This is a genomic window from Streptomyces sp. NBC_00075, assembly GCF_045041225.1.
Lineage (GTDB): Bacteria > Actinomycetota > Actinomycetes > Streptomycetales > Streptomycetaceae > Streptomyces > Streptomyces adonidis.
The window spans coordinates 4706559-4730978 of sequence record NZ_CP108243.1 but is presented as its reverse complement, the minus strand read 5'-3'; the positions used below and the strand labels follow the sequence as shown (position 1 = coordinate 4730978).

The 24420-nt window shown below is 71.0% G+C and carries 24 protein-coding genes and 1 pseudogene; 11 read left to right on the top strand and 14 right to left on the bottom strand.

Annotated elements, in window-relative coordinates:
• Positions 1 to 80: 80 nt before the first annotated feature.
• A complete protein-coding gene (locus OG787_RS20475; RefSeq protein WP_369034372.1) occupies positions 81 to 1376 on the top strand; it encodes an ammonium transporter in 1296 nt (431 codons plus the stop codon).
• 104 nt (positions 1377 to 1480) lie between these two features.
• On the opposite strand, the gene OG787_RS20470 is transcribed toward OG787_RS20475, so the two are convergent.
• Positions 1481 to 2068: a TetR/AcrR family transcriptional regulator gene (locus OG787_RS20470; protein WP_369034371.1), complete on the bottom strand. Its 588-nt coding sequence runs from the start codon at positions 2066 to 2068 to the stop codon at positions 1481 to 1483.
• A 101-nt stretch (positions 2069 to 2169) separates the two neighbouring features.
• Between OG787_RS20470 and OG787_RS20465 the strand changes: the two genes are divergently transcribed.
• Positions 2170 to 3105, top strand: coding sequence for an alpha/beta hydrolase family protein (locus OG787_RS20465; protein ID WP_369034370.1), 936 nt, complete (start codon positions 2170 to 2172; stop codon positions 3103 to 3105).
• A 31-nt stretch (positions 3106 to 3136) separates the two neighbouring features.
• Here the strand turns inward: OG787_RS20465 and OG787_RS20460 are convergent, their stop codons facing one another.
• From OG787_RS20460 to OG787_RS20440, 5 genes are read right to left on the bottom strand one after another with little or no spacing between them, the layout of a single operon-like run.
• Positions 3137 to 3952, bottom strand: a complete 816-nt coding sequence (locus tag OG787_RS20460) for an SDR family NAD(P)-dependent oxidoreductase (RefSeq protein ID WP_405535961.1) — start codon at positions 3950 to 3952, stop codon at positions 3137 to 3139.
• Positions 3952 to 4773 carry an NAD(P)-dependent oxidoreductase gene (locus tag OG787_RS20455; protein WP_369034368.1) on the bottom strand — a complete coding sequence of 274 codons (822 nt, stop codon included), beginning with the start codon at positions 4771 to 4773 and terminating at the stop codon, positions 3952 to 3954. Before OG787_RS20455 ends, OG787_RS20460 begins: the two co-directional genes overlap by 1 nt.
• Complete coding sequence (locus OG787_RS20450) at positions 4770 to 5642, bottom strand: NAD(P)-dependent oxidoreductase (protein ID WP_405535960.1); 873 nt, start codon at positions 5640 to 5642, stop codon at positions 4770 to 4772. The genes OG787_RS20455 and OG787_RS20450 overlap by 4 nt, the downstream gene beginning before the upstream one ends.
• Complete coding sequence (locus OG787_RS20445; RefSeq protein ID WP_405535959.1) at positions 5639 to 6136, bottom strand: nuclear transport factor 2 family protein; 498 nt, start codon at positions 6134 to 6136, stop codon at positions 5639 to 5641. Before OG787_RS20445 ends, OG787_RS20450 begins: the two co-directional genes overlap by 4 nt.
• A 36-nt stretch (positions 6137 to 6172) precedes the next feature.
• Positions 6173 to 7234 carry a zinc-binding dehydrogenase gene (locus tag OG787_RS20440; RefSeq protein WP_369034365.1) on the bottom strand — a complete coding sequence of 354 codons (1062 nt, stop codon included), beginning with the start codon at positions 7232 to 7234 and terminating at the stop codon, positions 6173 to 6175.
• Between the two features lie 131 nt (positions 7235 to 7365).
• Between OG787_RS20440 and OG787_RS20435 the strand changes: the two genes are divergently transcribed.
• Positions 7366 to 7971, top strand: a complete 606-nt coding sequence (locus tag OG787_RS20435) for a TetR/AcrR family transcriptional regulator (RefSeq protein ID WP_369034364.1) — start codon at positions 7366 to 7368, stop codon at positions 7969 to 7971.
• Here the strand turns inward: OG787_RS20435 and OG787_RS20430 are convergent.
• From OG787_RS20430 to OG787_RS20420, 3 genes are all read right to left on the bottom strand, one after another.
• Positions 7965 to 11036: an FG-GAP-like repeat-containing protein gene (locus OG787_RS20430; protein WP_405535958.1), complete on the bottom strand. Its 3072-nt coding sequence runs from the start codon at positions 11034 to 11036 to the stop codon at positions 7965 to 7967. The genes OG787_RS20435 and OG787_RS20430 overlap by 7 nt on opposite strands.
• A 128-nt stretch (positions 11037 to 11164) precedes the next feature.
• Complete coding sequence (locus tag OG787_RS20425) at positions 11165 to 12934, bottom strand: SpoIIE family protein phosphatase (RefSeq protein WP_405535957.1); 1770 nt, start codon at positions 12932 to 12934, stop codon at positions 11165 to 11167.
• A 120-nt stretch (positions 12935 to 13054) separates the two neighbouring features.
• Entirely contained in the window at positions 13055 to 14050 is a 996-nt protein-coding gene (locus OG787_RS20420; protein ID WP_405535956.1) for a hypothetical protein, read from the bottom strand.
• Between the two features lie 253 nt (positions 14051 to 14303).
• Here OG787_RS20420 and OG787_RS20415 point away from each other — a divergent pair, with 253 nt between their 5' ends.
• Positions 14304 to 14492, top strand: coding sequence for a hypothetical protein (locus OG787_RS20415; protein ID WP_405535955.1), 189 nt, complete (start codon positions 14304 to 14306; stop codon positions 14490 to 14492).
• Positions 14493 to 14612: 120 nt separating this feature from the next.
• On the opposite strand, the gene OG787_RS20410 is transcribed toward OG787_RS20415, so the two are convergent.
• The gene (locus tag OG787_RS20410; protein ID WP_405535954.1) at positions 14613 to 15215 is read right to left on the bottom strand and encodes a TetR/AcrR family transcriptional regulator; all 603 of its coding nucleotides are present in this window, start codon (positions 15213 to 15215) and stop codon (positions 14613 to 14615) included.
• 111 nt (positions 15216 to 15326) lie between these two features.
• On the opposite strand from OG787_RS20410, the gene OG787_RS20405 reads away from it, so the two are divergent.
• From OG787_RS20405 to OG787_RS20395, 3 genes are all read left to right on the top strand, one after another.
• A complete protein-coding gene (locus OG787_RS20405; protein WP_405535953.1) occupies positions 15327 to 16124 on the top strand; it encodes an SDR family NAD(P)-dependent oxidoreductase in 798 nt (265 codons plus the stop codon).
• A gap of 72 nt (positions 16125 to 16196) precedes the next feature.
• Complete coding sequence (locus tag OG787_RS20400) at positions 16197 to 16964, top strand: maleylpyruvate isomerase family mycothiol-dependent enzyme (protein ID WP_405535952.1); 768 nt, start codon at positions 16197 to 16199, stop codon at positions 16962 to 16964.
• A 298-nt stretch (positions 16965 to 17262) separates the two neighbouring features.
• Positions 17263 to 18354, top strand: a complete 1092-nt coding sequence (locus OG787_RS20395; RefSeq protein WP_405535951.1) for a hypothetical protein — start codon at positions 17263 to 17265, stop codon at positions 18352 to 18354.
• Between the two features lie 15 nt (positions 18355 to 18369).
• On the opposite strand, the gene OG787_RS20390 is transcribed toward OG787_RS20395, so the two are convergent.
• From OG787_RS20390 to OG787_RS20380, 3 genes and pseudogenes are all read right to left on the bottom strand, one after another.
• Complete coding sequence (locus OG787_RS20390) at positions 18370 to 18576, bottom strand: DUF397 domain-containing protein (protein WP_405535950.1); 207 nt, start codon at positions 18574 to 18576, stop codon at positions 18370 to 18372.
• Entirely contained in the window at positions 18573 to 19193 is a 621-nt protein-coding gene (locus OG787_RS20385; protein ID WP_405535949.1) for a DUF5753 domain-containing protein, read from the bottom strand. Before OG787_RS20385 ends, OG787_RS20390 begins: the two co-directional genes overlap by 4 nt.
• Before the next feature lie 88 nt (positions 19194 to 19281).
• Positions 19282 to 19383, bottom strand: a pseudogene (locus OG787_RS20380) (hypothetical protein); the annotation flags it as partial.
• A 313-nt stretch (positions 19384 to 19696) separates the two neighbouring features.
• On the opposite strand from OG787_RS20380, the gene OG787_RS20375 reads away from it, so the two are divergent.
• Together OG787_RS20375 and OG787_RS20370 are read left to right on the top strand one after the other, a co-directional pair.
• Positions 19697 to 20323, top strand: coding sequence for a hypothetical protein (locus tag OG787_RS20375; RefSeq protein WP_405535948.1), 627 nt, complete (start codon positions 19697 to 19699; stop codon positions 20321 to 20323).
• Positions 20313 to 20648 (top strand): hypothetical protein, encoded by a 336-nt coding sequence (locus tag OG787_RS20370; protein ID WP_405535947.1) that lies wholly within the window; start codon positions 20313 to 20315, stop codon positions 20646 to 20648. The genes OG787_RS20375 and OG787_RS20370 overlap by 11 nt, the downstream gene beginning before the upstream one ends.
• Before the next feature lie 188 nt (positions 20649 to 20836).
• On the opposite strand, the gene OG787_RS20365 is transcribed toward OG787_RS20370, so the two are convergent.
• Entirely contained in the window at positions 20837 to 22492 is a 1656-nt protein-coding gene (locus OG787_RS20365) for a hypothetical protein (protein ID WP_405535946.1), read from the bottom strand.
• 161 nt (positions 22493 to 22653) lie between these two features.
• Here OG787_RS20365 and OG787_RS20360 point away from each other — a divergent pair, with 161 nt between their 5' ends.
• Together OG787_RS20360 and OG787_RS20355 are read left to right on the top strand one after the other, a co-directional pair.
• Positions 22654 to 22797, top strand: coding sequence for a hypothetical protein (locus OG787_RS20360; protein WP_405535945.1), 144 nt, complete (start codon positions 22654 to 22656; stop codon positions 22795 to 22797).
• Positions 22798 to 23144: 347 nt separating this feature from the next.
• Complete coding sequence (locus tag OG787_RS20355; RefSeq protein ID WP_405535944.1) at positions 23145 to 24410, top strand: acyltransferase family protein; 1266 nt, start codon at positions 23145 to 23147, stop codon at positions 24408 to 24410.
• The last annotated feature ends 10 nt before the right edge of the window (positions 24411 to 24420 follow it).

Sequence of the window (24420 nt, the reverse complement as noted above, 5' to 3'; positions counted from 1 at the left end):
GAGTTGTCCTGTAACGCACCACATGTCTACTGCGGTGAAACCTTGTTTCCTTCAGCTGGACTTCTCCGCGGAGTGTGCGCATGGACACCGGAAGTACCGCTTGGATGCTCGCGAGCACGGCACTCGTCTGTCTGATGGTGCCGGGCCTCGCGCTCTTCTACGGCGGCATGGTCGCCGCCAAGAGCGTCCTGAACATGATCATGATGACCTTCGGCTCCGTCGCCCTGGTCGGCTGCATCTGGGTCGTCTACGGCTTCTCGGCCTCCTTCGGCGACTCGATCGGCGGCGCCGGCCTGCTCGGTGACGTCACCGAGTACTTCGGTATGAGCGGCGTCATCGCGGACGACCCGAAGGCGGTCATCCCGCTCTCGGTCTTCGCCGCCTTCCAGGCCCTCTTCGCGGCCCTCACCGCCGCCCTGATCTGCGGTGCCATCTCGGACCGCATCAAGTTCGGCGCCTGGATGGCCTTCACCGGCATCTGGGTCACGCTGGTCTATCTCCCGGTCGCCCACTGGGTGTTCGCCTTCGACGGCAAGGACGTCGTGGGCGGCTGGATCGTCAACAAGCTCGGCGCGATCGACTTCGCGGGCGGTACGGCCGTCCACATCAACTCCGGCGCGGCGGCCCTCGCCGTGATCCTGGTCCTCGGCAGACGTATCGGCTGGCAGAAGGAGGGCGGCCAGGAACGTCCGCACAACCTCCCCCTGGTGATGCTCGGCGCGGGCCTGCTCTGGTTCGGCTGGTTCGGCTTCAACGGCGGCTCCGCGCTGACGTCTTCCAACGCCGCCTCCGTCGTCGTCCTGAACACCTTCACCGCCACCTGCTCCGCGATGCTCGGCTGGCTCCTCGTCGAGAAGCTCCGCGACGGCCACCCCACGACCCTCGGCGCCGCCTCCGGCGCGATCGCGGGCCTGGTCGCGATCACCCCGTCCTGCGGTGCAGTCTCCCCGATCGGCGCCCTCGCCCTGGGCGCGATCGGCGGCGCGGTCTGCGCGCTGGCCGTGGGGCTCAAGTACAAGTTCGGGTACGACGACTCCCTGGACGTCGTCGGCATCCACCTCGTCGGAGGCATCACCGGCACCCTGCTGGTCGGCGTCCTCGCCACGTCGGACGCCCCCAACGGCGTCGACGGTCTGCTGTACGGCGGCGGGCTCGGCCTCCTCGGCAAGCAGGCGGTGGGTGCCTTCGCCGTACTCGCGTACTCCTTCGCCGTGACCTGGCTGATCGCCAAGGCTCTGGACAAGACGATGGGCCTGCGGGTCCGCCCCGAGGTCGAACAGGAGGGCGTCGACGTCCACCTGCACGCGGAGAGCGCCTACGACCTCGCCCACCCGCCGGCCACGTCGTCCGTGCCGGAGCCTGCCGCTGCGGGATAGTCCCGCCCGAGCCTGCCACCGCGGGTTGGGTCCCGCCCCGGCCCGCTACCGCAGGACAGACCCCGCCCGGACCCGCGTGACGACCCGCGCCGCCCGCCCCTCGTTCAGCTCCTCGCCAGCCCCCGCAGGAGCAGTTCGACCAGGCGGCGCGGGTCGTAGCGCGGGTCGTTGTCGTGCCCGATGCACAGGTTGCCGATGCCGCGCATCAGCTCGTACGGCTGTGTGCCGGGCCTGATCTCGCCCGCACCGGCCGCCGCGTCGAGCAACTCCCCGCAGACCGGCACCAGTCGGTCGAGGAAATAGGTGTGCAGGGCCTCGAAGCCGCTGCTGTCGGACTGCATCGCGCTGGCCAGGCCGTGCTTGGTGACCAGGAAGTCGACGAACAGGTCGGCCCACTGGCGCAGCGCCGTGAGTGGCGAGTCGGCCTCGGCCAGCAGGGCCGGGCCGGCCTCGGCGCAGGCCTCGACCTGGTGGCGGTAGACCGCGACGACGAGATCCGCCCGCGTCGGGAAGTGGCGGTAGATCGTGCCCATCCCGACGCCCGCCCTGGCCGCGATCTCGCGGATCGGCGCGTCGACGCCCGAGGTGACGAAGACCGCTGCGGCGGCGGTGAGCAGGGTCTGCTGGTTGCGCTGCGCGTCGGCCCGCTTGCCCCGGGCGGGTACCTCCCCGGACTGGCCCGAGCTGGCCATCACGTCTCCCTCCGGCTCCCGTTGACTAAACGGAACAGTGCTCCGTATATTAAGCGGAACGTTGTTCCGTTTCTCACCCTCAGTTTAGGGGAAGTCGCGTCATGAGTGAAACTCCCGTCCTCTCGGTCGCCCCGATCGTGCTGTCGGCTCCCGACCGGGCCGTTGACCTGCGGCTACGAGTCTCCGCCCCCGCGACCGGTGATGGCCCCCTGCCGGTCATCCTCCTCTCGCACGGCCAGGGCTACTCCAACAACCTCTCCTCGCTCAACGGCTACGCGCCCCTCGTCCACTACTGGGCGGCGCAGGGCTTCGTCGTCGTCCAGCCCACGCATCTCAGCTCGACGACCCTGGCCTCGACCCTGCCTCCGGACACCCCCGGCGCCCCCATGTACTGGCGCTCCCGCGCCGAGGACATGACCCGCGTCCTCGACCGGCTCGACGAGATCGAGGCCGCCGTCCCGCAGCTCCCCGGGCGCCTGGACCGCGCCAGGGTCGCCGTCGCCGGGCACTCGATGGGCGGCCACACCGCGAGCCTGCTGCTGGGCGCCCGGCTCACCGACCCGGACGACGGCACGGAGGTGGACCTCACCGAGCCCCGGATCAAGGCGGGCGTCCTGCTCGCCGCGCCCGGCCGAGGAGGCGACGCCCTCACCGAGTACGTCGTCGAGAACTGGCCCTTCTTCTCGACCACCGACTTCTCCCGGATGACCACACCCACCCTCGTGGTGGCCGGCGACAAGGACACCTCCGCCCATCTGACCGTCATGGGCCCGGACTGGCACACCGACCCGTACGTCCTGGCCCCGGGCCCCAAGTCCCTGCTCACCCTGTTCGACGCGGAGCACGGACTGGGCGGGATCTCCGGGTACGACGTCGCCGAGACCACGGACGAGAATCCCGCCCGGGTCTCCGTGCTCCAACGCCTCACCTCGGCCTATCTCCGCACCGAGCTGTACCCCGGCGACCCCGCCTGGCGGACGGCGCGCGAGGAACTGGCCGCCGGCCCCGACCCGTTCGGCCAGGTCGAGTCCAAGTAAGCGGACAACGACCAAGGCGGCGCGGAATCCGTCACGATGAACCGGCGGCGCCCCGGCTCATCGCGAGCACCGAGTCCCGGCGGTTCAGCGCGCCGAAGGGTGACCCACCGGTCGGGTTCTCGCTGCCGTGGATCCAGGTCGGACCGTCGGCGAGATGGGCGAGCGCCTCCTCGGCGATGTCGGTGGGGTCGGCGAGACCCTCGTACACCTGGCCGCCCGCACTCGCTGTGCCCTCCGCGTCGAGCAACCGGCGATGCGACGGTGTGTCGGTCCTGCCGAGGACCAGGCCCAGGACGTCGACGCCGCTGCCCCGCCACTCCGCCCACAGGCTCTCCGCGAGGATGAGGTCGAACGCCTTGGTGGCGCCGTACGTCGCGAGCGTGGCGCCGCCCGCCCAGGCCGCCCCCGAGGTCACCAGCACCAGGCCACCGCGTCCCCGGGCCACCATCGGGGCGCCGAAGCGGTGCGCGGCCTCCAGTACGGCGGCGCAGTTGCGCTGGACCAGGGACAGGTGGGTGTCGAGGTCCCGGTCGAGGAACGCGACGCTGCGGACGTCGGCGCCCGCGTTGTACACGAACAGCCCGATCTCGAGCTCGGCGGTGGCGCCGGCCAGCTCCGCGAGGGCGTCCGGCGCGCCCAGGTCCAGCGCCACCGTGCGGACCTCGACGCCGTGCCGGGCGCGGATCTCCGCCGCCGCCGACTCCAGTACGGGGACCCGCCGGGCCACCAGGACGACGTTGATTCCCCGGGCGGCCATCCCGTGCGCGAAGGCGACCCCCACCCCGTCGGATCCGCCCGCGACGATGCCCCACGGTCCGTATGCGCCGGTCGTCGTCACCGTCCCCATCACCGACTCCCTGCTTCTCGCATCGCGGTCACGAACCGCCGCGCCACGTCGACGAGTTCACTGCCGGGGGCGTCGCCGAGCAGCTCCGCCATCAGCGTGACGTCCTTGGTGAGGGCCGCGTCGGCCGCCGTACCGGCGATCCCGGCGAGGGAGCCGGCCCGCAGGCGTATCCCCGAGGCGACACAGGCCGAGCTGCCCGTCGTCAGGATGTCCGCGAGGGCCGCCGGATCGACCCCCAGCGACTCCCCGGCCCGCATCGCGTCGTCCGCGAGGACGATCTGCGCGGTGAACAGGGCGTTGTTGACGAGCTTCGCGTACGACCCGGCCCCGACCCCGCCCAGATGCACGACGTGCCCCGAGAGCGCCGCCAGCAGCTCGGAAACGTCGGCCAGCGCCCCCGCCTCCCCGCCCACCATGATGGTCAGCTCGCCCGCGAGGGCCCGGGCGCTGCCGCCGCTCACCGGTGCGTCGAGGACCCGCAGCCCATACGTCGTCGCCCGCTCGGCGATGCTCCGTATCTGCGCGGGCGACAGCGTGCTGTGCACGAGCACCACGCTCCCCGGTTCCATGGCCCCGGCCAGTCCGTCCGTCCCGAACAGGACCTCCTCCACCCCCGCCGCGTCGAACACGCAGACGCCGACCGCGTCGACCGCCGCGCCCAGCTCGGCCGGGGTCGCCGCGAACGTGACACCGTCCGCACCCGCGAAGGGTTCCAACGACGCCTGCCTACGGGCGTACAGGGCGAGATCGTGCCCCTCGGCCCGGATGCGCTGAGCCATCGGCAGCCCCATGCTGCCGAGCCCGATGAAACCGACCTTCACGATGCCGCCCTCCGTGTGTCCTGGTCGTCCGCCGCGTCGGCCACCCGCAGCACCTTGTCCTCCACCGCGTCCGACGACAGCACCGTCCCGATGATCCCGAGGTCGGCTCCCGCGTTCCGCGCGACCTCGCGCACCACGGTGACGTCCTTGAGCATCAGCGCCGACAGCCGGTCCGCGACCGCGTCGACCGAACCCCCGCCGGCCACGATCGCAAGGGCGCGACTGGCCCCGCTGCCGTGCTGCAACGCGCCCAGGATCGCCTCCTCGCCGATCCCGAGCGATCCGGCCAGCCGTACCGCGTCGACAGCGAGGCCGACCTGCGCGACGAACAGCGCGTTGTTCACGAGCTTCACCCGCTGCCCGTTCCCGGCCGCGCCGACCCACAGGACCGGCGAGGCGTACGTCGCCAGCAGCGGCCGTACGTCCTCCAGAACCGTTTCGTCGCCACCGACCCACAGCGTGAGCCGGCCCTCGGCGATGTCGTTCGGGCCGCCCGAGAGCGCGGCGTCGAGCACCCTGATCCCGGTCCCGCGTGCCGCCGCCGCCTCGACGAGCAGGCGGGCGGTCGCGGGGGCGGAGGTGGTGTGCTGGATCAGCGTCGCCCCCGGGCGCATGGCCGCGAGGGCGCCGTCCGGGCCCAGACACACCGACCGCACCTGTTCGTCCGTCAGCACGGCGACGAACACGGCGTCGGCGTCCCGGACGGTCTCCGCGACCGTGGAGGCCCCGGTCAGACCGTCGGCCTCGGTCTCGGCGGTCGCGCGGGACTGTGGCCGGCGTACGAGAACGGTGACCTCGTGACCCGCGGCCCGCAGTCGGTCGACGATCGGCCTGCCCATCCGGCCCGCCCCGATGAATCCGAGCCTCATGTCCCCTCCGGGGCCAGCATCGCGCGGGGGCCGGGGGAGCCGTCGAGGTTGGCGTTGACGCGTTCGGCGATGCGCCAGCCCCGCTCGGTGCGGACCCAGCGCCAGGTGTTCGCGGAGACCTGGAAGACCCAGAAGCGGCCCGCGTCGGCGTCCCAGCGCAGATGCAGCGCGTGACTGCGGCCCGTCGCCTCGTCGCCGTCGACGACGATGTGCGGCGCGGTCAGCACATGGCCGCAGCCGCCCGCGATCACGCTCTGGTGGCCGGTGCCGTGGACCATGCCGAGGATCTCCGCCCGGCCCCGCATGGTGAGGTGGGGGATCGCGTCGAAGACGCCGTCCTCCGTCCACAGTTCCGCCGCCGCCTCGCCGGAGCCGCTGTCGACGGCGGGCCCGTACTGGGCGACGAGCTGCGTGATCTCCAACTGGTCCTGGAGCAGGCGCACTTGGGCCGCCAGCGTCTCGACGGTGGCGCGCAGTTCACCGAGGTCGGTCATCTCTACCGCGTTCCTCTCCGGTCTCGGTACGGCGGCTCAGTGCACGACGACGATGCGCGCCGGTCCGCCCGCGTCGCGTGCGGCGTCGAGCGCTGCGGGCACCTCGTCGAGCCCGACCGTCCGGCCGAGCATCGGCGTGACGTCGAGGCCGCCCGAGCAGACCGCCTCGAACGCCTCGTCCCAGTGGTCCGGCGACGGGCCGCCGCCGAACTGGATGTTGATGCCCTTTCGTTTGGCGGTCAGGGTGTGGAGGTGGTCGCCCTCCGGCGGGCCGCCCACGGAGAAGATCCGGGTGCCGCGCTCGCACCCCTTGATGATCGAGTCGAGGACGCCCGGAACCCCGACGCACTCGAAGACGACGCACCCCGGCAGGCGGCCGGTCATGGACGCCATCAGGTCCTTCGTCGGTCCGTCCGGCCCGTACGCCACATCCCGCCAGGCCCGGTACGGCGACATCTCGGCGGGATCCACGACCAGGTCGGCCCCCATGGCCAGCGCGGTCGCGCGCCGCGAGGCCACGAAGTCCACCGCGACGACCGGCCCGACGCCGAGCCGTCGCAACCGCGCGATCACCGACAGGGCGACGGCACCGCACCCGATGACCAACGGCACCTCCCTGGGCGTGACTTGGGCCCGCGAAGCCGTCGACCAGCCCACCGAGATCGCGTCGGCGACACACACCACCTCGCTGGGCAGATCACCGGCCACGACCCGGGTCATCGCCTCGGTGAGCAGGAAGTACTCGCCGAATCCGCCGGGCGAGTCCGGGTTCTGCCCGATGATGCGGCGCCCGGCGGCCGTGGACAGCACCGGCAGGGAACTCACCCGGGTCCCGACGGGGATGCGCCGCTCGGTGCCGGGCCCGTGGCCGACGACCTCGGCGCAGTACTCGTGCCCCATCACGATGTCGACGTCCTGGTCGTACGTCGACATCCCGCTGTCGTCGTCGGCGCCCGCCTCCGGATGGTCCATGAAATGCAGGTCGGACGCGCAGATCCCGCACGCGAGGGACCGTACGAGAAGCTGGCCGGGGCCGGGAACCGGATCGTCGACGACCCGCACCTCGACCGTTCCGCCCCGCAGCACCGCAGCGCGCATCAGGTTCTCCCACCCGAGAAGCCAGTTCTCGCCTACGTCAGGGGACTCTAGCGACGCCGGGCGAGTTATAGAAGACCGCCTCCTGTAATTACCTCCTGTGATGAAGGGAGCCGCGGCCTACGCTGGACGCCATGACAGAGTCCCGCCGCCGCCCGGGCCGTCCACGCGACACGAGCATCGACGAACGGGCCCTCGCGTCGACCCGCGAACTGCTCGTCGGGCGCGGCTTCGACGCGACGACGATCCAGGCCGTCGCGGAGCACTCCGGCGTCCACGCGTCCGCCATCTACCGGCGCTGGCCGACCCGGATCGAGCTGATCGAGGAGGCCACGTTCCCCGGACTCAGTCCGCTGGGCGTCCGCCCGACGGGCGATCTGCGGCGCGATGTCCGCCGGTTCGTCCGCGCCTATCTGGCGGCCTTCGGCGCACCCGCGGCACGCGCGGCGGCGGCCGGTCTCCTCGCCCACCACCAGACGTCGGGGCGCCCCCGTTCCCCGGAGGTGGACCTGCGGGTGTCGGCGCGCCCGCAGTTCCTGGACATCCTGCGCGCGGCGCCGCCCGGCAGCGTCGACCCCGCCGTCGACCCGGACGACGTCTTCGACATGCTCCTGGGCGCGGTGCTGGCCCGCACCCTCCTGCTGCCGGTCACCACGCGCCGCCGTCCCGTCGAGCGCACGGTCGACATGGTCCTGCGGATGCTGCGCCCGTTGCCAGGACCTCAAGCAGAGGGTCAGTAAAGGCCCTTGAATCCCTTCCAGCCTGTCGCGACCCTCGTCCGGGGCCCGAACGAGCCCTTTCCGTTGCCGGTGTTGCGCCACACGTTACCGGCCGTGTCGCGGGAGACGATGTCCGCCTTGGCGTCGCCGGTGATGTCGCCGACACCGATGACGGCGTTGTAGGTCGAGCCCCAGTCGGCGGCCACCTTCACCCGCGCCTTGAAGCCGCCGGTGCCCGTACCGTCGTACCGCCACAGGGTGTTGGACTTGTCCTGGGCCAACAGGTCGCCGCGGCCGTCGCCGTTGAAGTCGCCGACGCCCACGATCCTCTTGTAGCCGGACCAGTTGGTGGCGATGCGGACCCGCGCCGACAGCTTGCCCGCGCTCGTGCCCTTGTAGAGGAACACCTCGCCCGTCGACGCCTTGCGCGCGATCAGGTCCGGGCGGCCGTCGCCGCTGATGTCACCCGGGGAAGTCAGCAGGTTGTACTGGTTCCAGCCGGTGCCCAAGGATGTGCGCGGGGTTTCGGTGATGAAGGCCTGGCCGCGCATGGTTCGGTACGCCCGCAGTTCGCCGCTGGCAAACCGTACGAGGATGTCGCCCCGGCGGTCGCCGTTCAGGTCGCCGAACGGGACCAGCGTCACCGAGGAGGGCCAGTTGTCCCCGGCCGCCATGGCGGAGCCGAACGTGCCCCTGCCGGTGCCGGGCCGGTAGCTGATGACGCCGGTCGTCGTGAGGGTGAGGATGTCGCCGATTCCGTCGGGCGCCCAGGTGGAGCCGTTGGTGAAGTCGTGGCGTACGACGGCCCCGGCGGAGACGTTCACCGCTTGCGACAGCGTCAGCGCGGCGCCGGACCCGTCGGCGGGCCGTGCCGTCAGTTTGAACGTGTACGTGCCGTTGGGCACGAGTGCACCCGCGGTGTCACGGAGGTTCCACGGCGTGGCCAGGTTGCCGTTGACCTCGCCGCCGGTGAGCGTACGCACCACGGCGCCGGTGGCCTTGCTGGTGAACGTGGCCGTCCAGGAGGCGGCGGGCTTGGACAGCAGACCGCGCCACTGCCACCACGGGTTCGTGCTGGCGCTGCTCTCCCAGTAGTTGTTGGTCACCTCGGACTCGATGACGCCGAGCGGTTGGGCGGTGACCCCGCTGGGCACCAGATGGATCCGCTGGTCCGCATCCACATATGCCGCCGGTCCGCCGAACTTGTCCACGGTCCAACTCACCCCGCGCAGGCTGGAGTTGCCCGCCGCCAGGTCGCCGATCTTCCGGGTGGCCGCGCTGCCGTCGGCGAAGTCGGTGAGCAGGAGGGCGCCGGCCGAGGTGTCGTGGCGTACGAGATAGCCGTCGCCGAGCAGCGCCTCGCCGGACGGGACGGGGATGCTCTTCTTCGCCGTACGGTCCCAGACACCGGCGGACGCGGCCGGGCCGCAGGACCAGTAGACCCAACGGCCCACGGCCTGGAGTTCCTTGGGCACGCAGGGGGCGCCGGTGTCCACGGTGTCGGTGGTCTTGTCGGTCCGCACGTCCCGCGCGTTGACGACGCCCTTGGCGGTGCCCGGGGTCCACAGCCTGGCTCCCCAGACGGAGGCGGCGGTGACGGAGCGGGTGAGGATGGGCTGGAGGTCGGTGTAGACGCCGAGGTCGCCGACGTACTGCTTGGCGGGGGAGGAGCCGTTGACGATCGCGTAGCGACCGGTGACGTCGAGGACGGTTCCGGCGGTCGAGGGGAGATAGACGAAGCCCGCGGGGTCGGAGTCGTCGATGGAGCGGATGGCCGACTTGCCGTCGGGGGTGCGGTCGGTCGCGAACGTCACCGCGCGGCCGTCGCCGGTGGAGTACGGGCCCGCCTCGCCGTCGTCCCACGCCCGCAGGGTCGGAGCGCCGGGCGAGTAGGACGTCCCGGCGGTCGAGACGCGCCGGGAGTAGAAGGCGCTGAAGAAGCTGCTGTCCGACTCGGCGGTGGCCAGGTGGCCGTTCTGAAGCGACAGCCGGTCGATCTTGGCGACCACCGGAGGGACGGCAGTCACCTCCGTCAGCGTCGGTGCGGCCGCCCCCGTGTCGGCGACCTTCCGTACCGCCCAGTGCCCGGAGTCGGCGCCGCCCGCGACCAGCAGTCCGCCGTCGGGCGTGGGGGTGACCGACGTGTTCGCGTGCCGGAGGAGGGTGAGCGCGTCGCCGCCCGCGAGGGGGACGGCCATGAGCTGCCGGCCGGACACGTCGGCCATGTTGCCGGACGACGAAGCGGAACGGGCGATCACCAGCCAGCGACCGGCGATGCCCAGGTAGGGGGTGCCGAGGGCGTTGGGCATCGTCACCGTCGTCTCTGCGGCGGACAGGTCGGCGCGGTCCAGGACGTGTGCGGTGCTGCCGGACGCGTACCAGACCAGCCGGTCGGCGCTCAGCGCGGCGGCCGTCGGAGCGGCGGACACCACCACGTCGCTGGTCACCTTCGCGGCGGCCAGGTCCACCAGCGCCAGATGCCGCTTGCCGCCGAGCGCGTAGCTGACGACGGCGGTGTCGCTGTCGCCGCTCAGGACCGTGAAGTTGGCGGTGATGCCGGTCGGCCAGCCGTCGATGGTCGTGCCCTCGGCGGGCGCGCCCTCGCCGTACAGCCACAGCACCCGGTTGCCGTCGGTGTCCTGAGCCTGCGTCAGCACATGTCTGCCGTACGTGGCCCAGTACTGGCCGTGGGTCAGGGCGACGTCCGTGGCCGTACCGGCGGCCATGTCCCGCAGGACGACCTTCTCGGTGGGTGAGACGACCTCGGTCACGGTGTCGGACGACGAGCCCAGGTAGGCAGGGCGGTTGATCCGGCCCAGGGCGCCCAGTTCGGTGGTCGTACCGCTGTCGTACGACGTCCAGAGATAGCCCGACCGGCCCTCCTGGACGTGCAGATAGCCGCTCGGACCGGCGGAGTGCAGTTGGTCCCCGCGCGGGACATAGCGGTCCGACTGGAAGACCGTGTCCGCGGCGGCGGCGGTGGTCTCCGCGCCGGCCGGGACGGAGAGCGGGCCGGGACCCGCGGTCACGGCGAGAACGGCGAAGGTGGCGATGACGCCACGCGTGGCGGTACGACGACGGGCCAACTCGGGTCTCCTGGACAGCGGCTGGACGGAAATGAAGATGGTCCAGCCCCCCGGCTGTCCCCCCATGACAAGCGCCACATGACAAGCGCACAACAAGCGCCACGAGATTAACAGCCGCCCCACAGCCATCAGGTCAGGGACTGGTCAAACACCCCGTACCGCGCCGCCACCAGCGCGATGTCGTCCTCCGGGTCGTCGGGGGCGACCCGGTCGAGGACCAGGTCGAGGAGGTCCTCGGGGGCCGGGCAGCCGCGGATGCGGGTCAGCCGGCGCAGGGAGGCGTCGATGTCCTCGTGGCGGCGTTCGATCAGGCCGTCGGTGTAGAGGAGCAGGGTGTGGCCGGGCTCGCAGGGGGCCGTGAAGGAGACGTACCGGCTGTGGCCGGTGCCCAGGGGCGGTCCTGGCGGGACGGGGAGGAGGGTGGCGCGGCCGTCGGGGCGGAAGACGACGGGCGGGAGGTGTCCGGCGCTGGCGTAGGTGCAGATGCCCTTGCCGGGGTCGGCGATGGCGATCACGCAGGTCGCGGGGCGGTCGGCGGCGGTGGTGTGGAGCAAGTGGTCGAGTTCGAGCAGGATGCGGTCGGGGCCGGGTTCGCGGGCGGCGACCACGCGCAGCATGGCCTGGTAGCGGCTCATCGCGACGGCGGCCTCCAGGCCGTGGCCCATCACGTCGCCCAGGGCGAGCAGGGTGCGTCCGTCGTCGAGGGCGACCGTCTCGTACCAGTCCCCGCCGACGAGGACACCGCGTCCGGCGGGCCGGTAGCGGTAGGCGACGTCGACGTCCGGGTGCGGCCGGCCGGGCTCGGCCAGCAGGGCGCGCTGGAGCTGGACGACGGCGTTGTGCTCGGTGGTGTAGCGGCGGGCGTTGTCGAGGCTGATCGCGGCCCGGCCGGCCAGGTCCTGGGCGATCACGGCGTCGGTCTCGCCGAACAGGGGCGAGTCGCCCGCGCGGACCATGGTGACGGTGCCGACCTGTTGGCCGCGCGCGGTCAGCGGCACGATCAGGGCGGAGTGGATACCGGCGGCCAGATAGGCGGCGACGTTCCCGGTGTGGGGCGCCGAGCGGCTCATCTCCTGCTCGTCCATCAGGTTGTCGATCACCGGACGTCCGGTCTCCAGACAGCGGACGAGGGACGAGCCGGGCTTGTGGTCGACGTACTCGCCGGGCCGGCCGAGCGGCCGCATGACCGTCTCCAGCTCGGGTACGGCGGCCAGCGCGGCCCGGCGCAGCCGCAGCGAGCCGTCGCGGGGCGCCCGGCTGGTGCCGTGCTCGGGGAGGATCTTCACGGTGGCCGCGTCGGCGAGCTTCGCCACCAGGAACTCGGCCAGCTCCTGGCAGGTGGTGTCCATGTCCAGGGTGGTGCCGACCCGGGTGGCGGCCTCGTCGAGCAGCGCCAGGCGCTCGCGGGCCCGCTCCAGCTCCCGCTGCTCCTGCCGGGCGGCCGAGATCTCCAGCACGATGCCGACGATGCCCAGGGTCCGGTCGTCCTGCCGCAGCCGGTGGTAGGCGCCGTGCCAGTAGCGGCGTTCCAGCGGGGAGTCGGCCTGGGTGTGCCCGCTGGAGATCGTCTCGCGCGGGATGCCGTCTGCGATCACGGCCCGCAGCACGTCCTCGCGGGGGTCGACACCGGGGACGACCTCGGCGACGGTACGCCCGATGTGCTCCTCGGCCGGTACGCCGTTCATGTCGGCCAGGGTGGCGTTGACGTACCGGAAGCGCAGCTGGGTGTCGAGGACGGCGATCGCCGCGGGCGTCCCGTCGAGAAGCTGCCCCAGCAGCTCGCGCACCTGAGCGGACCAGGCGTTCGGGAACCCCGGATCGCCCTCCGGCGGCCCCACGGCCTCGCCCTCGCTCCCACGCTCGCCCGCGCCCTCGTCGCCGGCCCGATGACGGCCCACTACAGCATCCGATCACGGCAGGCGGGTGAGCGCACGCGGAGGTACGGCGGAATCGGCGCCGGTACGCGTCCATGTGTGGCCGCGTACCGGTACACGCGGTGCCGGGCGGGCCGGATCGTCCTACCGCAGTGCGCGAATGGTGAACGTGTCGTCGAGCGTGCCCGCGAACAGGCCGGCGAGGCGTCCCTCGATCACGTACGTGCCGTGCGCGGTGGCCACGGCAGTGGTCGGGTCGGGGTCCGGCCAGGGGGCGGAGCGGGCGACGGTCCGCGCCGACGACCAGCCGTCGTCGGAACGCAGTACCGCGACACCCGGAGTGGCGGTGGAGGCCAGCCGGTTGATGACGACCACGAGGGTGCCGTCCGGCCGGAGCGCCAGCCCGTCACCGCCCACCACGGGCTCGTCCAGGCGTACTTCGGAGATCCGGCCGGGCGCGTGCACCGGTACGCGCAGCAACGCGCCGGTGTCGTAGCGCACCACCAGCAGGAAGCCGCCGGGGTGCCACACGACGCCGTTCGGCCCCACGCCGTCGCGGCCCAGCAGATCCGGACGGCTCAGCAGCAGCGTCGCCCGCCCGGCAGCCGGGTCGACCCGGAAGATCTCGCCGCTCACGATGTCGGTGACGTAGGCGTTGCCCGAGGCGTCGAGGGCGAAGTCGTTCGCGCCGTGGACACCCGCGGCGCTCCCGGGCACGGCGGAGAGGTCGACCCGGTGGAGCAGCGCGCCGGTGGCCAGGTCGAAGACGCCGAGCCCGGACTGCCGGTACATCGTCGCCGCGCTCGACCTGGTGCCCACTCCGGGGTCCTGGTGGGTCGCGAGGACCCGCCCGCGTGCGGGGTCCACGTGCACCGCGAGCGTGGACACCATCACGCCGTCGTCGACCAGCGTCCGCACCGTGCCGTCCCGCCGTACGACCGAGATCGTGCCGTGCCTGACCGAACCCACCAGGAACGCCCCTCGGGCGTGATCCCAGGTGATTCCCTCGGGATGCAGCGCGGGCGCGGAACCGTGCACGACCGACGGACGGTCCGAGGCACGGGCCGGGGCCGCAGCCGCGCCGAGTGCGCCGAGGCCGGTCGCCAGCAGGGCGGAACGGCGGGAGAAGACGATGGTCACGGCAACGGACTCCTCAGCTGCTCATGTGATCGCGTACTGACAAGTATGGAGAGGGGTCGTCCGGCTGTCCGGCCCCTCGGGCAAATGAGCGAAAGGTCCGTTTGCTGTGCGCGCCACGCGTCCCGTGGTGGGTGGGTGGGGGAGGGAGGTTCGGCGCGAGTCCGGCGCTGCCCCGCGGCGGTCCGCTGCGAACGGCCTGTCGCACGAGTCCGATCACCCGCGGGGTGGCGGCTGGAACCGCACCCGTCGCCCGATGCCCGACGGCGACGCAGCCCGGGCCACCTGGTGGGCCTGCGGCGGCACGGTCGACGAGTGGATCCGGATCCACGACAGCATCCGGGCGCCCGCGGAACGCGAACGGCGGCAAGCGCCCGGCCGTCCCGAATTCCCGCTCGACGATCGGTACGAAGGCCGTGCCGTGGACGTGCGGCACGAACGATGACCGGATGTGGACCTGGTGACACGGGGCCCGTGACCCGGGGTGGCGGCCTCTTCGGGAGCCGCCTCGGCCGCCCCGGCCGGCCCCAGCCTCGCGCGGAGCGGTCGCGGCGACTGCGGCGCCCTATGCGCGTACCGCGGCGACCGCCTCGTCGAAGGCCTGTTCCATGTCGATGGTGCCGTTGCTGCGGACCCAGCTCTCCGTCGCGGCCTCGGAGCACGCCAGGGCGCAGGCGACGAGCGCGCGGGCCCGCAGCTCGTTCATGGGGTCCGCCGTGGCGCCCAGGCGCGCGGCGATGTCCGGCACCAGCAGTTCCGTCCACTGCTGTCGTTTCTCCAGCTGACGGCCGCGGAGGGAGGGTGACGCGTGGAGCATGCTCGTGATCCTGAGGAAGTCCTCCGGTGTGTACGGGAGGGACTCGACGAGCGTCTTGAGGGCCGCCCGGAGCGCTTCCCATGGGGGCTCGTCCGCCGGACGGGCGTTCAGCGCGGCATGCAGTGTCCGGCCGCTCTCGGCGTGGTCGCCGAGCACGATGTCTTCCTTCGTGCCGAAGTAGCGGAACAGCGAGCGCCGGGAGATGCCGATCTCCCCGGCGATCTGCTCCATGGTGGTGGCTTCGAAGCCGTGTTCGAGGAAGAGCCGCATCGCGGTGGCGGCGATCTCGGCCTGCACGGCCCGCCGGGTGCGCTGCCGTAGCCCGGACGGGCTGCCCTCGCGATCGCTCATGGGTGCCAAGCCTACCGTGGCGTGCACTCGGTACCGTATTGGCACTCAGTGACAAGTCAGGCGTACAGTGCCAGCCATTCGAGTGCAACCGCCGTCTCCCGGGAGCAGCCCATGAGCGCCGTCGACTACCGAGGCCAGACCACCCTCATCACCGGTGCCAGTGCCGGTATCGGAGCGGAGTTCGCACGCAGGATCGCCGCGCGCGGCTCACACGTCGTCCTGGTGGCCAGGCGCCGCGAACGCCTCGACGAACTGGCCGCCGAACTCACCGCGGCGCACGGCGTCGAGGCCGTGGCCATCCCCCTCGACCTCGGCCGGCCGGGTGCCGGGCAGACCCTCGCCGAGGAAGTGGCAAGGCGCGGCCTGACCGTGACGAGCGTCGTGAACAACGCGGGCTTCGGCACGTTCGGCCCGTTCCATACGGAGGACCCGCAACGCCTGCGGGAGGAGATCTGCGTGGATGTCGCCGGTGTGGTCGACATCAGCCGGGCGTTCATCGAGCCGCTGCGGGCATCCGGCACCGGGGTCCTGATCAACGTCGCGAGCATGGCGGCGTACCAGCCCGTCCCGAACATGGCCGTCTACGCGGCGGCCAAGGCGTTCGTGCTGAGTTTCACCGAGGCCCTGTGGCAGGAGTCCCTCGGCACCGGCCTGCGCGTGCTCGCGCTGTCGCCCGGCGCGACCAGCACCGAGTTCTTCGACGTCATCGGTACGGACACCGCGAACGGCGGCACCCGACGCCAGACCCCTGAGGAGGTCGTGGCGACAGCCCTACGGGCCCTGGACCGCCGTACACCACCGCCGAGCGTGGTCTCCGGCCGCCTCAACCGAGTGATGGCGAGCCTGGGCCGTACGGTCACGCGCCGCCGTGCGGTCCTGCTGATGGGGTCCATGACGGCGGCTCAGTGAACGGAACGGGTCGCAGAGGCAGGCCCCAAAAATCGCTGTCTGCCTGTCGGATCATGGTGATAGACAGCCGCAGTGGAAAAGACTCTGGACTTCCCCGACCTGCTGCGGCTGATCGACGAACGCTCGACCGCCTTCCGTACGGCGGTCGCCTCCGCGCCCGGCCTCGACGTGCGGGTGCCGACCTGCCCCGAATGGACGCTGTTCGATCTGGCGCAGCACATCGGCGAGGGGCGCCGCGCCTGGGCCGCCACCGTCGCCGCAGGCCCTGCCGCGACGGCCAAGTCCGAACCGGAGAACGACCCGGTCGCCCCTCGGGAGCGCGAGGCCCTGTCGGCCTGGCTGGCCGAGTCGACGCGGGAACTGCTGGACGCACTGCGGGAGGCCGGCCCGGACCGCGGTTGCTGGACGTGGTGGGGCGCGTCGCAGTCGCCGAAGACCTGTGGCGCCGTAGCCCGGCACCAGCTCCAGCAGATCACGGTGCACACGTACGACGCCCAGGTCACCGTGGGTGCCCCGCAGCCGCTGCCGGCCGAGGTGGCCCTCGACGGTGTCGAGGAGTTCCTCTCCACCTGCGTCGCCACGACGAGCGCCTGGCCGCACAAGCCCACCGCCTTCGACTTCCACGCCACTGAGGGCCGCTTCTGGCGCCTCACGCTCGACGCCGCCGGTGCACGCGTCGCCGTCACCGACGAGGCCTCGGACCCGCCCGGCGTCGCCGTCCACGGCACGGCCGGTGAGCTGGTCCTCTTCGTGTACGACCGCATCCAGGCGGACGCGGTGCGGATCGACGGAGACGCGGCCCTGTTCGACCTGCTGCGCGAGTGGGAGCCGGAGGAGTAGGACGCGGTCGGGCCCGGGGGAGCGGCCGAACTCCTCGGAGTCGGCGCCGCCGGGGGAGGTGCCGGTGACCTTGAGGTGTCGCGTGCGCTTCGCGCTCCGAAGCGGCTGCGATGTGGCGACTTGGGAAGATGCGGCGACTTGGGGGGATGTGGCGGCTTGGGGGGATGTGGCGGCTTGGGAAAGGGCGGCGCCGCCCGTACCGCCCGCCCAGCCGGCCTCGCTGTCAGTGCTCTGTGCCATCATGCGGACGCGTCCCGGGGGAGCGGGCTGCGGTCTACGGATTGCCAGGGGGTTGGGGATGGGCGCGGATAAGGAGCCGGACGGCTCGTCCAGGTCCGACGAGGAGTGGGACCGGTTTCTGCGCGAGTCGGTGGCGGGTACCGCCGACTCGCCCAAGGAGCCGTCGGCGCGGGCACGCGACGTGGCGAAGCGGCTGCGTGAGGAGCCCGGCCCCGGCCCGGAGGGCTGGCGCAGCTACACGCCCGCGCGGCCCAAGCGGCGCACGGGCCTGTACGTGGTCGGACTGCTGGCCTCGTTGATGCTGCTCGTGGTGGCGCTCGCGCCGGGGCGGGTAGTGGACCTGTTCACCGGCGACGACTCCCCGCAGCTGGCGCCCGAGACCACCGGCCCGACCCAGGCACCCTCGGCGGAGGCGGCCCAACGCCCCACCCTGGACAAGCCGTTCCGCGGTTCGCCGGCGGCGAGCTGGGCGAGCGGAGCGGCGGGGATCACCGTGCCGAAGGCCGGAGCGGTCGGCTGGATGAGCGCGGCCGAGGTCGAGCGGGCCCTCGCCCGCAGCCGGGACTTCCTCGTCGCGTCCGGGCTGGACCGCGCGGTGCTGCGGGGCGAGCGCCCAGAGAAGGCGATCGCACTGATCAACCCGCACCAGAAGGATGTCCAGGACTTCCTGAAGACCTCTTTCCGAACCCCGAGCGAGAAGAACGACCCCCTCTTCCTCTTCAGCCGCTTCCAGTCGTCCCACACCCACCTGGTCGGCGACGTCGTGAAGACCCGGGGCCGGCTCACCTACCGGGAGGGCGAGCGCGGCGCGCTCCAGGTGACCGCCGACGTCACCTTCGTCTACCCGGTGACCCGCGCGGACGGCGGCGGCGACGAGGTCGTGCGCACGATAGCCAGGCGCGAGCTGGTCCTGAGCTGGGACGACCCGGACAAGGTGATCACCGAGCCGGGCACGTTCTCGATCGTCTCGTACAAGTACGACGTGACCAACGGCGGCTGCGGCGCCCCCACGGGCTACTTCACCCCACCCTTCGGCACGGACGACGAGACGGCCGAAACCGGCCCGGAGATCGACCCGTACGACCGCAGCGTGCCGGTCGGGCAGGCCGGGTCCGCCGGGGACGAGTGTGTGAGGGCGACGCGGTCGTAGGGCGGCGTTGACCGGTCATCGAGTGGAGCGGCCGAACTCCTCGGACTTGGCAGCTGTGATGAATGCTTGCCAGCAGCCGGGGGCGAAGGCGAGCAGCGGGCTGGACTGGTCCTTGCTGTCGCGTATGGCACGGCCACCTAGGGCTGTGGGGGCCACCTCTAGGCAGTTGCCTTCTTGCATGGAGTGCGACGACTTCCGGAAGGGGCCTATGAACTGGGTCACGATGCGTCTTCCTTGCTGGTCCGCAGTACGCGCCGGATGAGCTTTGCGCTCGCGTCCGGTGTCAGTGCTGACGAGCGTAGTAGGTCGTACGCGTTGGCGTGAGCCGCGAGATCTTCGGGGCTCTCGAGGACCGACGTTCCCCTCATGTTCTCAAGGGCCACCGCTTCGACGGTTGGTTCCGAACCGAAGCTGAAGGATGAGAAGGCGGATGTCGATCCCGCCAGCACACCCGCCGCGAACGGCAGTACCTGTACTGTCACGTTCTGTCTTTCGCCCACATCGAGGAGCCAGGACAACTGCTCCAGTTGGACTGCGGCACTCACCAAGGGCTGCGTGACGACCGACTCCCAGAGGATGGCGGTGTACGTTGCCCCGCCCTCGCTGATCTTTGTCTGTCGCGCCTCCCGAGCCTTCACCAAATGGGCAACCCGTTCAGGAGCAACATAGTTGGGGCCTGTGGTGATGACCGCTTCCGCGTAGCCAGGGGTGGAGAGGAGGCCGGGGAACAGCATCGGCTGCCATTCCCTGATGTAGGTCGCGTCGTCCTCCAACGCGATGTGGTCGAGATAGTCCGGCCGCAGGCCGCAGGTGGGGCGCGTGTTCGAGCCACCAGCCACGGTGACCGCTGTTCTTCGCGAGCCACACGAGGTGCTCGCGTTCCTTCTCGTCGGCGACGCCGTACCTGTCGAGGAGCAGCAGGACTTCCGCCGGCTTCGCCGTGGTGATGCCGTCCTCCATGCGGCTGATCTTGGAACGCGATCCGTAGATGAAGTCAGCCGCCTGCGCCTGATCGAAACCGGCGTTCACCACGCTCACCCAGCCCGCACGTACCCCGGACCCATACCTCTGGACCCTCCCCAACCCCCACCACGCCCGCTGGCGCCGCTGGCACCGACGCACCCAACACACCCCACCCCAGGACCGAACCTCCCCCCTCCTCCCCGAAGAACCCTGCTGGCAGCAACCCGCACCCACCCCGCCCCGCCGCCCCCTGAACCGGACACCGCACGACGACCCCGTACGCCTCTACGTACTTCAGGCCCTCGGCGAGGAGTGGTGACGCCGGCGCCGCTGTCAGTGCCGGGATCTACGCTGCGGTCAGGGTCTTGGAGGGGGTCGGGTGGGGTTCTCGGGTGAGTTGGTCTTCGGCCGCAGCGACCGTTCTCTGCTGGAGGCGCCGGTCTTCGATGGGGTTCGGGAGGTCCCGGATGCGGTCTGGGCGACAGGGCCACGTCCAGGTGGCTGGCAGACGCTTCAGTTCCGCTACGGCGTTCTCGCGGACCTGGATGAGGTACTGCTGCCAGGTCTGGTGGAGTGCACGGGAAGCGCGGCCTGCGTGGCTTCGGTGTACGACAGTGGCGTCGCGCTGGTGACGGGACTCGGCCCCGAGGGGGAGCGCTGGGAGGCATGCCTGAACCTGGAGTTGGCGGCAGCGATCTGGACGGACGTTCCGGATGACGTCGACGACACAAGCGCGAGGGCGGACAGCCCCGAATTCGCGGAGGCTGTCAGTCGTACGCGTGCGGAGCTTGACGCGGCGGTGCCGGGCTCTGCGCGCCGTGCAGTCGCCTGGGCCCGGTCGGCCGGGTTGGGCCGGGACATCGAGGTGGGCACGGTCGAGGAGGTGCTGCGCTCGCGGGAGGCGTTCGTGGAGGACCTGTTCACCACGCTGCTGGACCGGCTCGGTTTCCCTCAGGCTCCGGAGGACAGCGACGACGATGAGGAAGCGGGCCGGAATGGGTTTTGAGGGACAGATCTGGCGCCTGGAGCGAGACCAGCAGTTCCTCGGCGAGATCCTGATCGACGACGCCGACTTCCCCTGGCTCAGTGGCCGCTTCGCCCCCGAGCTCGCATTCGCCGAGGTCGAGCCCTGGTTCGTCGAGATGCTCGCGCTGGTCGAGACGGAGGACCACGACCGGTTCGACGACGCGTACGACCGAATCGCCCGTGCTCTGACTCTGGTGTCGCCGTCGGGCCCCGTCGCGGAGTTCCTCCTGCACATCGAGGGCGACCAGGCCTGGTTCCGCTGGAGTGACGAACCCTTCGACGATGTGGTGGAGATCAGGCCTTGATCACGTGGGCACCGGTGCCGTACAGCACGATGAGGTGGCCGTGCGGCCCTGCCGCGGCCAGGGAGCCTGCTCACGTGGCCGGCTACGGCCCCGATCGGCCTGGTTCCGTCGGGCGGACGGGACAACCTGGACCGACGACATTACGCAACGGGGGATGGCAGGGCGGGCACCGGAATGGGCCTCAGGTGTCACCCATGGGTGCTTCTCTGAGCCCTTCTCCGACGACGCCGTAGAGCGATCCTCTCCTTCCACCGCCACCACACCGACTTCGGACCACGCGTACGCCCGCCGGCCAGGAAAAGGAACCCGGCACCTACGAGGAGACCGAAGGCCGCGCCCGCAACAGCTACGGGGTCGACGGATCCTCTGCCCATCACCTCCTTGGCGATCTGCCAGAAGCAGTATCCGATGGCCCCCCATCCAAGGATCCTGGTCACGATCTCCCCATTGAGGTCGGGGTCACCGGGCTTCCCGTTGCCCAGGAGAGACCAGATGAGGAGGCCGAGTCCTGCCCAGGCGAGGCCGATTCGCCAGGCGAAATCCGTGCCCATGGGCGGCAGTTCGAACGCCTCTTCCCCAACGGCGATCTCGACGACGCGATCGTGCCAGGTCTTGAGGTTCGCCGCCTTGCCCTCCTGCGCCGCACTGTAGATCTCGCCGTCGACCTCGTGTGTCTCGAAGCTTCCCGAGGCTCGCGCGACCACCAGTTCGTAGACGGTCCTCTTGTTGTCGTTGGTGCCCTCTTCGTAGGTGTCCTTCTGCGTGACCTTCCCGGTCTCCGCGCTGATGCAGTCCGCCGTCGTCACATCCTTGACGGTTGTCACGCAAGGCTGTGCCCGCTGGTATGCACGAAGGTCCTGGTAGGGCGCCAGGGACAGGCGCGTGCCCGCCACCAGGGCGACCGCGGCGAGCAGGAAACCGATCAGCCTCCATACGGTGAAGTAAGGGGGCTTCGACCATTGGGTGGCCGTCGTCCCCGTGCCGGGTGAGTACGTTCGCCCCACGGAGGTACGGCTGTCACGCTGTCCCGCGCCTCGGACCCCGCCTCCGTTGCCTTCGGCCCGGCCGGCTCCGACGGTCGCCAGCACGGGTTCGGGCTCCCGCCGTGTGGGCTCGGCCTCCTCGATGAGGCGCGCCGCCTGGTTACTGAGCACCCTGATCTCGGCCTCAAGGCGACTGATGGTGCGGGCCATCTCCGCACGCTGCCGTTCACTCCCCTCCAGTCGCAGTTCGAGGTCGCGCACATACGCGGAGGCCGCCTCCAGCTGCCGTTGCTGCCACTCGTTGCGTTGGCGCAGCTCCTGCGTCCCGGTCTCCCGGGCGGTCTCCAGTTGCCGGTGGAGACCGGCCACAGTGCTGTCGAGTTCGGCCTGCTCCCTGCGGGCGTCCGCCAGTTCGGTCTCCAGGCCCCACTGCCTGTCCCTGGCCGCCTCCAGCCTCCGCTCCAGGTCGTAGCGGGCCCATCGCTGTTGGTACGGCTTCTTGCCCGCGGGCCGCCCCGCGGCCTCGTCCTCGGACTCCTTCAGCGCGTCCATGTAGAGGCCGAAGGCGTACGCCCTCCCCGACGGCTCGACCGGCACTCCGGCCTCGCGCTCACGGGCTTCGTGGAGTCCCGTCAGCCACTCCTTCGGCGGCATCAGTTTGCCCGCCAGGATCCGGGACAGTTCGGACTTCTCCGTGCCCAGCGCGCGTGCCGCGTCCTGACGCGACGGCCACGACTCCGCGACCGCGTCGCGCGCGTACGTCGCCCAGAGCCGTACGGCCGGGCCGAGACCGGGGTCGAGTTCCTTGAGCGGACGCCCTCGACGCTGCCCCGGCGCACTCCCTTGTCGAGTCGACGTCATCGACAGTCCCTCAAAATTCCTGCTCACAACAGTAGTTGCGGCTTTCGCACAAATTCTCGGCGTGCCCATGCTGTCAGTTGTCCACACCGGACGCGGCCGATCCGCGAAACCCCACCTGTGCCCTGGGCCACGGTCGTCCGCGCACATCGAGGAGCAGTGCAATGAGCAAGAACCCCCGTTGCGAGCGCCGCCGCCCGTCGCGGCTGTCCCGGACCGCGCTCAACGGGCTGATCGCCGGCGCCACCACGGCTCTCGGCGCTTCAGCCTGCGGCTGGCTCCTGTCCTGGCTCCACGACCGCTTCTGACGCGCGTGTCACCGTCCGCCACGGCTCTCGGGACAGCTCTCGGGACACGTACCAGGCGGGGAGAACCGTCCCGCAGGTCGATCGGTGCGTCCTCGCGGGACGGCCGGTAACAGGAACAGGATCAGGAACAAAACCCTCCGTATCCCGTCGAAATCCGATCCCTTTCGCTCTACAACCCTTGAACTGACCCAGAAGTCTCTTTGCGTGAACCATGAGGTTCTACGGTGTTCGCGGGTTTGCCGTGACTCTCGATGGGCAAGCGCTCGCCGTTCCGCTGTCGGCCGCTGACGCCGTTCCAGGGGCGCAGACGGTCGGTGCGGGCGAGCTTTCCGATGGGGGAAAATCAGGTGTCGATGCAGGGTGCGGACAGTGGGCCGCCGATGCGTGGGCGGGTCATCGGCGGGATGCAGAAGGTGATCCCGTCGCCGCGGCAGCCCCTCCCGCCGGCCATGGCCGAGCGCGCGCCGGGACTCGCCGGGGCCGCGGGGTCGACGAAGAAGCCCACCCGGACGACGGCCAAGCACGCCGCCCTCCCGGGGCGCGGTGACCGTCGGCTCTACGCCATCGACGGACTCCGTCTGCTCGCCGCCCTCGTGGTCGCCCTGCATCACTACGCCGGGACCTGGCGGGTCAACCAGCCGGGCAACGCGATCTGGGACCGGCCGGTGTCCGACATCGTGCCGACCTGGTTCCGGTTCTCCGCGTACGGCTGGATCGGCGTCGAGATCTTCTTCGTGATCAGCGGCTTCGTGATTTGTATGTCCTGCTGGGGGCGTACCCCGAGGCAGTTCTTCACCTCTCGCGTGATCCGGCTCTATCCGGCGTACTGGTTCGCCATCATCTTCACCTCGGTGGCCCTGACCGTCCTGCCCGGAGTGTGGCAGCGGCACCGGACACGCGACATCCTGCTCAACTTCACGATGCTCCAGTCCGGTTCGTTCGGCCCGAATGTCGACAACGTGTACTGGACCCTCTGGTCGGAGCTGCGCTTCTACCTGCTCTTCATGGCCGTCGTCGTGACCGGGCTGACATATCGCAAGGTCGTGGTGTTCTGCTGCCTCTGGGGCGCAGCCGCGATGATCGCCCCGGCGGCCGGCTTCCGCCCGGCGACGCTGATCATCAACCCGGAGGGCGCCTGGTACTTCATCGCGGGCCTCGCCCTCTACCTCATGCACCGCTTCGGCCAGGACCTGCTGCTCTGGGGCATCCTCGCCCTGTCCTGGCTGATGGGCCAGCGGGAACTGGGGCATCGCATCGACACGGTCGAACGCGTCTCCAGCTGGCGCGGCAGCGTGCTGATCTTCACCGTGTTCCTGCTGGTCATGGTCGCCGTCTCGCTCGGCTACACCGACCGCATCCGCTGGAAATGGCTGGTCACGGCCGGTGCGCTGACGTACCCGTTCTATCTGATGCACTACCTCGTCGGTACGACGGTCATCAACCGTCTGCGCGACACCATGGACGCCCGCCTCCTGGTCGTCTCCGTGATCGCCGGCTTCCTGGTGCTGAGCTGGTTCGTCCACAAGTACGTCGAAGCACCCCTGGCGCGGATCATGAAGCGGGGCCTGGACACGTCGTTCGCGCGACTGCGCAACGCCTCGTCCATGCACTGACTCCATGCAC

What these genes read in the sequence shown, in the direction of transcription:
- OG787_RS20475 (WP_369034372.1), top strand. Translation starts at nt 81, where the DNA reads ATGGACACCGGAAGTACCGCTTGGATGCTCGCGAGCACGGCACTCGTC.
- OG787_RS20470 (WP_369034371.1), bottom strand. Translation starts at nt 2,068, where the DNA reads ATGGCCAGCTCGGGCCAGTCCGGGGAGGTACCCGCCCGGGGCAAGCGG.
- OG787_RS20465 (WP_369034370.1), top strand. Translation starts at nt 2,170, where the DNA reads ATGAGTGAAACTCCCGTCCTCTCGGTCGCCCCGATCGTGCTGTCGGCT.
- OG787_RS20460 (WP_405535961.1), bottom strand. Translation starts at nt 3,952, where the DNA reads ATGGGGACGGTGACGACGACCGGCGCATACGGACCGTGGGGCATCGTC.
- OG787_RS20450 (WP_405535960.1), bottom strand. Translation starts at nt 5,642, where the DNA reads ATGAGGCTCGGATTCATCGGGGCGGGCCGGATGGGCAGGCCGATCGTC.
- OG787_RS20445 (WP_405535959.1), bottom strand. Translation starts at nt 6,136, where the DNA reads ATGACCGACCTCGGTGAACTGCGCGCCACCGTCGAGACGCTGGCGGCC.
- OG787_RS20440 (WP_369034365.1), bottom strand. Translation starts at nt 7,234, where the DNA reads ATGCGCGCTGCGGTGCTGCGGGGCGGAACGGTCGAGGTGCGGGTCGTC.
- OG787_RS20435 (WP_369034364.1), top strand. Translation starts at nt 7,366, where the DNA reads ATGACAGAGTCCCGCCGCCGCCCGGGCCGTCCACGCGACACGAGCATC.
- OG787_RS20415 (WP_405535955.1), top strand. Translation starts at nt 14,304, where the DNA reads ATGCCCGACGGCGACGCAGCCCGGGCCACCTGGTGGGCCTGCGGCGGC.
- OG787_RS20410 (WP_405535954.1), bottom strand. Translation starts at nt 15,215, where the DNA reads ATGAGCGATCGCGAGGGCAGCCCGTCCGGGCTACGGCAGCGCACCCGG.
- OG787_RS20405 (WP_405535953.1), top strand. Translation starts at nt 15,327, where the DNA reads ATGAGCGCCGTCGACTACCGAGGCCAGACCACCCTCATCACCGGTGCC.
- OG787_RS20395 (WP_405535951.1), top strand. Translation starts at nt 17,263, where the DNA reads ATGGGCGCGGATAAGGAGCCGGACGGCTCGTCCAGGTCCGACGAGGAG.
- OG787_RS20370 (WP_405535947.1), top strand. Translation starts at nt 20,313, where the DNA reads ATGGGTTTTGAGGGACAGATCTGGCGCCTGGAGCGAGACCAGCAGTTC.
- OG787_RS20365 (WP_405535946.1), bottom strand. Translation starts at nt 22,492, where the DNA reads ATGACGTCGACTCGACAAGGGAGTGCGCCGGGGCAGCGTCGAGGGCGT.
- OG787_RS20360 (WP_405535945.1), top strand. Translation starts at nt 22,654, where the DNA reads ATGAGCAAGAACCCCCGTTGCGAGCGCCGCCGCCCGTCGCGGCTGTCC.